Raw genomic sequence first — 11693 nt, forward strand, 5'->3', positions numbered from 1 at the left:
CTTTGAAGTGATTGAATAAAAAGGGCTCTACACTTTTGAGTGTTGATAGAGAAATCTATCAACGCTCTTTTTAGTTCGTAGTAAGCAGTAAGTAATAGCACGTATTCAAAAATTGCGGATCATCTGTCATGATAATGACGGATGGTCCGCGATTGCTTTACTTTGGTTCTTGTTTCAGTGCTTCTGGTTTAACATTCCATGGTAAATAAGCTTCCAAATCAACCAGGTCGGGATTTTGACCCCGTTCTGGTAGTTCTGTGAAGAGATAATTTAAATATGCTTTGGGGTCAAGCTGGTTCGCTTTCGCACTTTCAATGAATGACAAATACATCGCATTCGCCTTAGCGCCGGCTTGGCTTTTGGAAAACAGACTGTTTTTACGCAACATCACGCTCGGCTTGATAACTACGTTCAGCTAAATTATTGCTGAGGACCACTTTGCCATCTTCTAAAAAGACATTTAAACGATCTTTTTGCCCGAGTGCGTAATCAACCGCTTTACCCAACGAACTATTATGCAACACGTTCATTTGACTCAATGTTGCCCAGAACGCTTCGACGAGTGGTGCCGCCGTTTCTTGACGTTTAGCCAACCGATCGGCTGGCTTTAAATCAGCCCAGTCACGTTCCCACATGAATAACTGATCAATCTTCGCCAAGGCTCGTTTAGCTTGGCCTTTTTGACTCCCATGTGTTTCGTCAAAGAACTTACGCCGAGCGTGTGCCCAACAGCCCACCTGCCGAATGGTATCTGGCAAGGCATGATAACCACTGTATCCATCACATTGCAGTGTCCCTTCAAACCCTTTGTACAATTTAGCCGCGGTTTTTCCAGAACGAGTTGGATCATAGGCAAAGTAGACCGCCGGTTTGCTTGCACCTTCGTTTGAAGTGATGAGCCATAAATAGGATTTACTTGTGGCGGTCTTATTGGGTTCCGTCAACACCTGAATCGGTGTTTCATCACCATGTAAGTAATCCTGTTTTAGCAGTTGCTCATGAAGCATTTGATAGAGCGGCGTTAGCCACTCACCACATTTGATCACCGCATTACTTAAACTGGCTGTGGTTGTCTCCCAGCCGCGTCGCTTCCATTCCGAGCGCTGTCGGTAGAGTGGCACATCGAGGATATATTTTTCACCGACGATTTCAGTAATTAAGCTTGGCGTCATGACACTGTGTGCCATTAAGGCCGTTGGCCCAGGTGTTTGAATCAACCTATCACCATCAATTTTAGGATCCGCCGAACAACGTGGACATTTATAAGTGAATGCGAAGTTGTCATGTTGAACCAAGCGTGCCGGAATGTATTCTAATGTGGTTCGAACCGCTTTTTGTCCAATAGTCTCTAGTTGATGCCTACAATTAGGACAATGGGTATCGGCCAGACCAAAGTAACGCTTTTCAACAGTGACTAAATCTGGATTGAGTTGCTCTGCTAATTTCTTTGCTGGTTTGCGCGTATGGGCAACCACTGACGTGGGTGCCACTTCAGGGCTCTCTTCAGCCGCCGGTGTCTCAAACAGGGATAGCTGACCTTCATTGGCATTTTGTTCAGATGATTGACCGAAATGACGACGTTGAAGATTCTTCAATTGTTCCATCAACCATTTGTTTTGATCAGACAACTGCTGGACCAGACTGGTTAACTGTTTATTTTGTTCCGTCAATTGAAGCATTAACTCATGATCCGTCATCCGGTGAACCCTCCGTTTCCAATTTACTCAATTAACGTAGAATACCTGAATTTAGGGCAAAAGAAAACCCTTAAAATCAGCCTTTTAGACCATCTTTTTAATGATGACAAAGCGTTGACTTTAAGGGTTTAATACCAGGCACCGATGGTGGCTGGTTGAACACTAGGCGAAAGTGGAAAGCCTTGTAAAAAACGCTTGAGCTGCGTTTGCGTAATTAACTTAGCGGCACTGTCTTTACGCGGCCAAAGTAACCGTCCGTTCTCTAAACGTTTATAAAAAAGTAGAAAACCATCTGACTCCCAGACCAAGGCTTTAAACCGATCCATTTTCGTTCCACAAAAAAGGAATAAGGCATTGTTGAATGGATCTAAATCGAATTCTTCCTTAACGAAGGTCGCGAGACCATCGATACCTTTACGTAGGTCAGTTTTGCCTGTGATAACGTAGATTTTCTGATAACTTGTGTAAGCTAATAGCTGTTTTAAATCTTTTTCAGTATCTGAGTTCATGTTTCACCACCAAATTAATTGATGGCTTAAGCATAGCTAAGAAAACTGATCAAAAATAGTCGTGCTGTTACTTACTGCTTACTAACGACCGTAATGCACCCAATCATTATTTGATGATTGGGTGTTTTGTTTTTGTCCTTAACATAATAAGGATGCGCAGACGGAATCGGTCAGGGCATTGCGTAATTCTTCGACATCATGTGTCCTGACGGCCCCACACAAACGTTGTGCGTAAGCGTAGACTTGTCTTAGTAAATTATCGATAACGTCAACTTCGGTAGTGAAGTATTTAAACTGGAAAAGGCGGTGAAAGTTCTTATAGTCCAGTTTTGCGGCCGGTTTGAGTAATAATTTCCAATATTTTTTGAGGGCTTTATACTCGCGCGATGATGTCGCAAATTGTTTCATCACTTCAATACGGGTCTTATTTAAGCCATGTTGAATAGCATTTATGATGTGAAATCGGTCAATGATCACAATCGCATTGGGAAATATTTCTTCCGTCAATTGTGGATAGGTATAGTTCATGTCCGTCACCAGGAAACGAACTTGATTCCGGACTTCAAGGTCATAACGTTTAAAATAACGCGTCAGGGCTGGTAAGGTTCGGACGTCAAGAATGTCTCGGAACAGCTGGTGGTCACCGTCCATCAGCACACAGCTCATCGAACCTTGGGCATCCTTGGTACTCTTGATTTCATCGATGTGGAGAGCAGTTGGAAGATGGTGATAGTCCGTTTTAAAATCGGATGAAAAACGATTCAACACTCGCGAAACGAAGTTTGGCGAGGTGTTCAGTTCCTGGAAAATGTGTTTCATTGAGACGGATTCGTTTAGCTTCGATAAACAAGCCTGATGCGTGTTGTAAGATATTGAGCAGTTACGCTTCACGATATTGGTGTGAGCCAAAAAGTGTCCACGACATGCGTGACACTCAAAGTATTGTTTACGTAAATGCATGACGACAGCCCATTCACCCGTTTTTGGTAAGCGAACATGAACCGTTCGCCAGCCATATTTAATAATCGAGTGTTGATTCAACACACCACATTCTGAGCAGGCCTTAGGGACATAGGTTAGGTGGGCCATGACTTGAATTGCCTGATCATCACGGACAACCTCATCAATAAAAACATTTTTATCTTCAATATTGAGCAGAACTTTAGTAGAATCAGACATGGGATATCGCCGCTTTCTTATATTATCTTGAAACTTGGTCGTGGAAGGATAAAGCAATGGCGATATCCTTTTCTACCTCTAGTCAAGTATTAATGCTGATCTAGCAGTATTTATGTCTTTGAATTGGTTTGAACTTAGGGATTCAAAACGGTTATTTTGCGATCCAAGCGGTTTGGAATTCGATTTTTGAGTACACTAAATAGACCCTAGCCATTTTATTTTTTGAGTAAGGCTAGTACACTATAGACGTAATCAGAATGATTGGCGCTTGACGCCGTATATATACATCTGATTCGTAATCACGAGATGGTAAATCGTTCGTAACAAGCGACCCATCGCAGCGATGGCAATCTTCTTAGTCCCTGACTGAGGAGATTGTTTTTTCTACGTTGATAAAAGTCGTTAATATGATTCGGATGGTAGTGAGCGACCGTCGCGATATTACTGATCGTGCGAAATAGTAGCTTACGGGCAAACGTGTCACCACGCTTACTGATATGGTCAGCTGCTACGAATTCGCCCGATTCATAATGACGTAAATCAATGCCAACGAAGGCATTGAGCTTATTAGAACTACTGAAGCGACGAATATCGCCCAGTTCACCGATTAATAACACCGTAGTTGTTTCCGCAAATCCAGGAATACTCATTAAAACCCCAAACTCTGGTAGCGTCTTGGCTAACGTTGTCATTGCTTTAATAAGGACGGGTTAGTTCACTGACTCGTTTGGCGTGATAGCGTGTTTGCGACACCGACGGTGCCTCAACGCGATCCGCTGGATACGATGCTTGTGCTAGATGGAGTAATTTCTTTGCGACCATGGACGCGCGATTTAGAGAAATATTCTTGGGAGTCGTTGCCATGATTATTTTTCCTAACTCGTCTGGATTGAGTTCTTCCAGCAGATCAGGGTGTGGATAACGCTGCACGATGTTCCAGTATTGTTCGCCAGCCGGTCTACTAAGCAAAGATTCTATTTCCGGGAAGGTTAATTGTAAACTACGATGTAATCGATTCTTCTCACGCACGACATCTTCATTGAGTTGTTCGTAGAAGTGACTATCGTCCATCAAATCGTGGTAAACCGGCTTCTGGTAATATTCCAATCGACGCTTTATAACGAGTTGTGTTTGAGCTAAATGCAAAGCATCGTTATTGTCTGTTTTATTTGGCCGTAGGCTATCTAACTGCTTTTTAGCGGCCAATGGGTTCAAGCGTGTATAAGCATAATGATTATCCTCTAGAAATCGCTGTACCCGACGGGAGTAAACACCTGTGGCTTCAAACACGATTTGCGGTTTTGCGTACTCTTTCATCTCTTTGAGTAATTTTTGAAAGCCAAACCAATTATTATCGATTTTGAACTGTTTAACGGTGACACCATCGTTCACTATGGCTACTGCAGAAGTAGCCTTACTAACATCAAGACCAAATGCGACTGTCATTTGATTCACCATCTTTCTGAAGTTGTTCCACGTTAATATAATCAATTTAATTTTCAAAACACGACCTCAAGGCCAACAGACTAAGACCAAATTTGAATCATACCGGTGAAGTTGCCATTTTTTGCTACGACGTCAAAGCGCCAAAGGATATCGCGACTTATCAACTTCACCACCACTTTAGCAGAAACCTCAAAGTGGCGAGAAACGATTCCGTCGAATCATTTCTCGCCACTAAGGTTGGTCTGCTTTTGTGTCAATATACATATATTACAGAAAGAAAAATCTGTTGTCGATCATGTCTTTTGACATGACCAACAACAGATATAATAGAGCCTCATTTTTTCGCTACTAAGGTTAGTCTGCTTTTTAGTTGGTTATTAAGTATTTATGATAGAATTTGTCTTAAGCTGTTATTTCGAAACAACTAATGCTGGTGCCTTAATTGTGAGTTTTTAAAGAATATTATCTGTTTAGTGCAAAGTATAATTGTATATGTTGAAATTGCGACGGAGAAAATAGACAGGGTTCTTTCAACCACGACACTATAATTCAGCACTCCAAACGAACAAGTATATACATATGCCATATTCAGAAAAATAATAAAATCAATTGCAATCCAGATTTTGAAGAAGCTTTTGTCATTTTTGTTTAGGTTCAAAAATAATATAAGAAATAAAAATGGCAGAGTAGTAAGTTCATATCTTTCATGTTGACTCATTGTAAAAGTGAAAATCGAAATAGTATATATAAGTCCAGCAAATGGTAGGTTTTCTCGATTTACCAGAATCAATGTTAACGTAATCGTTAACACACATATTAGTATAATGTAGTTTAGCGTTGAAAAAGGAATACCAAATAAAATGTTTTTGTGTATCGATGTTACATACGCCATAGAACGGGGATCAATAGCTCCCCATAGATTAAATGCTTGAACATTGATTACTGGATATGATGCAGAACCGTTTAAATAAATATTAAATGGTAATAGTAAATTTTTATTAAGTACGACAAAGGGCAGCCAAATAATGACAAAAGTTAAGCAACCATAAAAAAGTCCTCTGAGCCACTGTTTTAAAGGAAAATATCTTATTGCATAAATCACAAAGAGAGGGACAAAATAAACGGCCTGGAGTTTTGTTAAAGTCCCGACTATCAATAATACTGAAGCTGTTGTGATTTTCCCGGCAACTAGGAGATAAAAAGCAAAGAACATTTCTGCAACGAGTATTACATCAACCTGTCCCCAAACTACAATGTTAAAATACAGGCTTAATGAGGTTATGGGAAAAAGTATTTCCGGGAGGGGTTTTACCCCCCCCCCAGAATTTTATTCATTGGAAGAAGTTTCAAAAAAAGAATAAAAGTCAATATTGAAGGAAGCTTAAGCAATCCATTTTGCAAAAAATAAATGGCTGAATTTGATAATCCGAGGAAGTGAGTAAGTAGTTTAATTATTTCACCAACGATACCAAAAACGAGTGGGATTATTGGTGGGTAATCCACTTTAGGAGAAATAGAATTTGAATAGATGTTTAAATGAGCATCAGCTATTTGAACGGACCAGGGAATGTTGTAGATAGGAATGTCTATATGGCTATAGATATAAAAACCAGAGATAGATAAAGTTGCAAGTAGAAAGATTAAGAAATAGTTTTTAACAACTTTACTATTCCAAGGCATTATTTTTTTCCTCCATTTCAGAAGTCTGGTCTTTTTCTATGTTGTATCTTGGTCTGTGTTTGACTTCAGTAAATATTTTTCCAATATACTCACCAATTATACTTATCGCGATTAATTGCATTCCCCCCAAGAACCAAATGGAAGTTATTAAAGATGACCATCCAGTTGTTGTATTACCAAGAAAATGTTGTATCAATGAATAAACCAGCAAAACGATACCAATCAGAGCAGTCACTACGCCAAGATTCATAATGATACGTATTGGTGCAACTGAAAATGAAGTTATTCCGTCCAAGGCAAAATGAATCATTTTTGATAGTGGATACTTTGTCTCACCCGCCTGCCGTTCTTTTCTCGCATATAGTACCTCGTCGTGGTTAAAACCAACAAGGGGAACCACGCCACGAATGAACATGTTTCTTTCATCATACTTGAGAAACTGTTGTATTGCGCGTTTTGACATAAGCCGAAAATCCGCCGAATTTGGAACCATGTCAACACCTAAATGTTTCATTGTCCAGTAGAACCCATCTGCCGTTATTTTTTTGAATGCAGAATCAGTATCTCGGTTATTACGCACCCCATAGATGACGTCTGCGTTTTGCGATTTTTCTACCATCGAGGGGATGGTAGATTCATCATCTTGCAAATCAGCATCGATGGTGATCACAAGATCGGCCTTTCTCTCGGCCACTGAAAGACCAGCAATCAAGGCGTTTTGATGACCATAATTACGACTGAATTTAACCCCGAATATATTCGAGTATTTAGAATGGAACTGGTCAATGATTTGCCACGTTTTATCTGAACTTCCGTCGTCTACACACAATAAGAAACTATCGGGAGAGACCTTTTTTTCCTTTTCAAGTTGTTTTAATATTAACAACAGCTTGGGCAGAGTGCTAGGAAGCGTTTCCTCTTCGTTGTAACATGGTAAAATGATGCTCAGCTTTTTCATTTTTTAACTCCTTTAACAGACTTAACCTAAACAATGATACAATAATGGGAATCTAAAAAAAAGTACAAAAGTGACCTGAAACACGCTTCGCTTTGAGATTTTAATTCTACCTACCCTTCAGTTGAAGGAGGCCATTTTAATATGTCAGAAATGTAGAGATTCATGAAAGTTTCGCTAAGCAGAATTACATGTCGACAGTAAGATCATTGCAATATATTTGATAATATTATGAACAGAAGTTAGGAGAATTATGTCAGATATTAAATCACAGGTTAAAAAAAACGAAGAACTTTTGCTATTATTTCTCCCCCAGTTGCTGGTGACATCATAGGGCTGTATGACACAGGTGATTTTCAAATAGGCGATACAATTTACTCGGGTCATGATGATTTTCAATTCGAAGAATTGCCGCAGTTTACACCGGAACTGTTTGTTCGTGTAACGCCTAAAAATGTGATGAAGCAAAAATCATTTCATAAGGGTATTGAACAATTAGTTCAAGAAGGTGCAATTCAGCTATTTAGATCGTTTAGCTCAAACGAATATATTTTGGGTGCCGTAGGTCAATTACAGTTTGAAGTTTTTCAATTTCGAATGGAAAATGAATATCATTCTGATGTTATTATGGAACCAATGGGCAAAAAGATTGCCAGATGGATTGATTCTGACCAGCTTGATGAAAATATGGCCTCATCGAGAAATCTCCTAGTCAAAGACAGAAGAGGAGAGCTACTCTTTTTATTTGAAAATCGTTTCGCTGAAAATTGGTTTATTCAAAAATATCCGAGTGTAAAATTGACGAGTAAATTGTAAGAGTAACTTTTTCGTTCTAGTAAGTAAATTTGAAGTGAATGAATATAAATGGCAGCTCCCAAATGCGGGAACTGCCATTTTTTTGCTTTTACATTTTACGTAATCTTTCGATTCGATCATTAACTGGTGGGTGCGTGTCAAATAAATGCGCAAATGATCGTTTATTTTTGAATGGATCCGTAATGTATAATGACGCGCTACTGGAATCTGCCGCCTGCATCGGTTCACCACCAGAAATTTTCTGTAGAGCAGAAATGAGGCCTTGTGGATTTCTGGTCAACTCAACGCTGCCAGCGTCTGCTAGATACTCACGATTACGTGACAGAGCCATTTGAGCAATAGAAGCGGCGAGGGGACCCAATATAACTAGCATGATGGAAAAAATAAACATGATGATTTGTAGATAGCCACCATCGTTGTCGTCGTCATCACGGTCTCGACGTCCGCCACCCCACCAAAAGGAATTCATACCGATATTTACCAATAAGCTAATAGCAGCTGACAAGGCAAGGGCGATAGTTTGTAGCCGAATGTCGTAATTGCGAACGTGAGTCATTTCATGACCGATAACGCCTTCAAGTTCTTCTCGGTTCAGCATTTGCAAAATACCACTGGTTGCTGCAACAGCTGCGTGTTGCGGATCGTTGCCAGTTGCGAAAGCGTTAGGGCTTGGGTCGTCGATAATGAATACCCGTGGCATTGGCACACGAGCTACTAGCGCCATGTCTTCAACAATATGCCAGAGTTCAGGTGCTTGATCGGCACTAATGATCTCGTGACCATGATTCATGCTCATAACGACATTTGTAGAATTACCAATCATGATAGCCGAATACACCACTGCGATGACTAGAGCCATTAATAATCCGGCAACGCTACTATTAAAGAACACATAACCGATTGCCGCTCCGATTGCGAGAACAAGTAGTACAAAGCCAATTAGCACGTAAACGGTTCGGCGTTTGTTTTGTCGAATTTGTTCGTAAAGCAACTTTGTGTCTCCTTAATTTTAGTTATCAAAAGATACTTTTGGAGCTGACTTTTCTTCTTCGGGAACCTGCAGGTAGTCAGCCGGTGTGAAGTGATGAAGGTTAGCAACCATGTTACTTGGGAATGTTTGAAGTTTCATGTTCAAACTCGCAGCACTTGAGTTATACAACTGACGTGAGTAAGCAATTTTGTTTTCTGTATTACTTAGTTCTTCCATTAACTTAGTGTATTCTTCGTTAGCCTTAAGATCGGGGTAAGCCTCAGAAACTGCCAAGATGCTTTTAAGCGTATCACTTAACTGATTTGATACTTCCATGGCTTTTTGATGGTCGTCAGAAGGGACACCCATCAACTGACTACGCAGGCTTGTTATTTTTTCCAACGTTGACTGTTCGTAGTGACCGTATCCTTTAACGGTTTCGACTAGATTTGGGATTAAATCGTTTCGACGTTTGAGCTGGACATCGATCTGACTCCAAGATTCCTGAGTGTAAGTGCGAGCACGAATAAGTCCATTATATAAACTGGCGTAGATAATACCGAGCACAACTAAAACGACAATGATGACAATGGATGTAATCATAGTGAATCTCCTTTTCCATATTTAATTTGTTACCCGTATTCTACCAAACGTGGATGTGTTAGCGCTAATTCTTAAGCCTGCTTAATGATTAAACGCTGTTTTTGCCTTTATACGGGCATTCATGTATGATGTTAACATACAGAAACGGAGGAATTTTTATCATAATGATTCGTGAAGCACAAAAGGATGATGCTGGCCAGATAGCCCCCCTCATCAATATCATTTTCAAAGAGATGGAACTGGAAGAATTAGAAGACGTTCCTGACCCTGCCGTCCTGAAGGCCATTACCGCTGCGTACCAGAGTGAAGCATATCTATCTGGTGCCGCAACAACGGTGGTGGCCGAGGCCAACGGTCAAGTAGTAGGGGTAGCATTTGGCTATCCCGATGAAAATGAGCAAAAAGTGGACCAAGTACTGGAAGACGCAACGAGTTTTAGTGATGTCTTTGCGGATGATCCATTCGGTTCTGATTATGAAGCATTTAAGAACGAATGGTACTTGGACTCCATTGTAGTTGATCCCAAATACCAGGGGATGGGAATCGGCGGAAAGTTGCTTGAAGCCATTCCTGAAGAGGCTGTGGAAGACGACAAGTCAGTTGTTGGACTGAATGTTGACTTTGAAAATCCTGGTGCAAAAGCACTATATGACCGACATGGTTTTAAAACCGTCGGCATTAAGAAAATTGGAGATCATTGGTATTTCCACATGCAACGGGAAATACAACAGCAGATCTTTTCTGTAAATAGAGCATAAAACTAAATGATATTAGTGGCAGGTTACTCGAGTTGCATGAGTAACCTGCTTTTTTGAATTCTAAGGGCTATGGTGTTAGTGCTATATATGAAGCAAAAGCTGCAATTTTAAAAACAAAATATCTTTTTTGTGTTTCCTAATTAGGAACTCTTTGATATAATTATTTGATTACTTTTTTATAAATAATATTGAGAGGAGAAAAAGTAATGAAAAGAATCCTAAGAAGACTAACGTTTGTTAGTCTCGTAGCTGCCTCATTAGGTCTAGGGCTAGCTATCTCTAATACCACTGCAAAGGCCGATAGTTGGTGGGGTTATTCAAGTGGATGGTATTTATGGGACGATGCAGGCCAGTCTTGGGACTACGGTTGGCAATATCAGAACGGTAGTTGGTATTATTTAGGTGATAATGGTGCTATGAGAACGGGCTGGCAATATATAGGCGGTTCTTGGTACTACTTTAACAATTCGGGCCAATTATCTACAGGTTGGCAAGTTATTAATGGCTCCTGGTATTACTTTTACTCAGATGGGTCAATGGCAACTGGCTGGGCGGACATTAATGGTAGCTACTATCATTTTAGCGGTAGTGGTTCTATGCAGACTGGTTGGATTTACGATAATGGTTGGTTCTACATGCAAGGGTCAGGTGTTATTGCGACAGGCTGGTTCCAAGCTGGAAACTCTTGGTACTACGCTGATGCTGGTGGTTATATGCTGAGTGGTCAATGGTTAGGCGACTACTACTTGAATGGAAATGGCTCAATGGCCACAGGCTGGACGTACCTTGGTGATGGCAACTGGTCATACTTCAATGGGAGTGGTCGGGTTCAATACGGTTGGGTATATTCAAACGGTAATTGGTATTGGATTGACCAAGTTGGTTACATGGTGACGGGTTATGGTAATGAAGTAGATAACGGTAAATATGGTGACTTTACTGACAGTGGTGTGTTCACTGGATACGAGAACTATTAATTTTTAAAAACAAAACGACAAGAGTTTGGGACAAAACTCTTGAATAAAAAATAAGGTTCGAAATCGTTTTTTGATTTCGAACCTTATTTTCGTACTATTATGT

Annotated in this window: 10 protein-coding genes and 2 pseudogenes; 3 read left to right on the top strand and 9 right to left on the bottom strand. The window is 40.3% G+C overall.

Annotated elements, in window-relative coordinates:
- Window positions 1-157 precede the first annotated feature (157 nt).
- The 7 genes and pseudogenes from LROSL1_RS04820 to LROSL1_RS04850 all read right to left on the bottom strand — a co-directional run bounded on the left by LROSL1_RS04820 (window position 158) and on the right by LROSL1_RS04850 (window position 7469).
- Window positions 158-388, bottom strand: coding sequence for a transposase domain-containing protein (locus LROSL1_RS04820; protein ID WP_178913915.1), 231 nt, complete (start codon window positions 386-388; stop codon window positions 158-160).
- A complete protein-coding gene (gene tnpC / locus LROSL1_RS04825) occupies window positions 378-1697 on the bottom strand; it encodes an IS66 family transposase (protein WP_178913916.1) in 1320 nt (439 codons plus the stop codon). The genes LROSL1_RS04820 and tnpC overlap by 11 nt, the downstream gene beginning before the upstream one ends.
- Window positions 1698-1825: 128 nt before the next feature.
- Window positions 1826-2206 (bottom strand): IS66 family insertion sequence element accessory protein TnpB, encoded by a 381-nt coding sequence (gene tnpB / locus LROSL1_RS04830; RefSeq protein ID WP_161001974.1) that lies wholly within the window; start codon window positions 2204-2206, stop codon window positions 1826-1828.
- A gap of 138 nt (window positions 2207-2344) precedes the next feature.
- Complete coding sequence (locus LROSL1_RS04835) at window positions 2345-3385, bottom strand: ISL3 family transposase (protein ID WP_178913917.1); 1041 nt, start codon at window positions 3383-3385, stop codon at window positions 2345-2347.
- A 252-nt stretch (window positions 3386-3637) separates the two neighbouring features.
- A pseudogene (locus tag LROSL1_RS04840) lies at window positions 3638-4831 on the bottom strand (IS110 family transposase).
- Between the two features lie 1308 nt (window positions 4832-6139).
- On the bottom strand, window positions 6140-6511 hold the full coding sequence (locus LROSL1_RS04845; protein ID WP_178913918.1) for a hypothetical protein: 372 nt from the start codon (window positions 6509-6511) through the stop codon (window positions 6140-6142).
- Window positions 6498-7469: a glycosyltransferase family 2 protein gene (locus LROSL1_RS04850; RefSeq protein WP_178913919.1), complete on the bottom strand. Its 972-nt coding sequence runs from the start codon at window positions 7467-7469 to the stop codon at window positions 6498-6500. Before LROSL1_RS04850 ends, LROSL1_RS04845 begins: the two co-directional genes overlap by 14 nt.
- Window positions 7470-7769: 300 nt before the next feature.
- Between LROSL1_RS04850 and LROSL1_RS04855 the strand changes: the two are divergent.
- Window positions 7770-8282: pseudogene (locus LROSL1_RS04855) on the top strand (peptide chain release factor 3); the annotation flags it as partial.
- 88 nt (window positions 8283-8370) lie between these two features.
- Here LROSL1_RS04855 and htpX read toward each other — a convergent pair.
- Both htpX and LROSL1_RS04865 read right to left on the bottom strand, forming a co-directional pair.
- A complete protein-coding gene (htpX, locus tag LROSL1_RS04860; protein ID WP_178913920.1) occupies window positions 8371-9273 on the bottom strand; it encodes a zinc metalloprotease HtpX in 903 nt (300 codons plus the stop codon).
- Between the two features lie 18 nt (window positions 9274-9291).
- A complete protein-coding gene (locus LROSL1_RS04865; RefSeq protein WP_178914925.1) occupies window positions 9292-9852 on the bottom strand; it encodes a LemA family protein in 561 nt (186 codons plus the stop codon).
- A 161-nt stretch (window positions 9853-10013) separates the two neighbouring features.
- On the opposite strand from LROSL1_RS04865, the gene LROSL1_RS04870 reads away from it, so the two are divergent.
- Together LROSL1_RS04870 and LROSL1_RS13280 are read left to right on the top strand one after the other, a co-directional pair.
- Window positions 10014-10613, top strand: coding sequence for a GNAT family N-acetyltransferase (locus LROSL1_RS04870; RefSeq protein WP_178914926.1), 600 nt, complete (start codon window positions 10014-10016; stop codon window positions 10611-10613).
- A gap of 206 nt (window positions 10614-10819) precedes the next feature.
- A complete protein-coding gene (locus tag LROSL1_RS13280; RefSeq protein WP_178913921.1) occupies window positions 10820-11590 on the top strand; it encodes an N-acetylmuramoyl-L-alanine amidase family protein in 771 nt (256 codons plus the stop codon).
- Window positions 11591-11693: the final 103 nt, after the last annotated feature.

The organism is Furfurilactobacillus rossiae (genome assembly GCF_013394005.1).
GTDB classification, from domain to species: Bacteria; Bacillota; Bacilli; order Lactobacillales; family Lactobacillaceae; genus Furfurilactobacillus; species Furfurilactobacillus rossiae.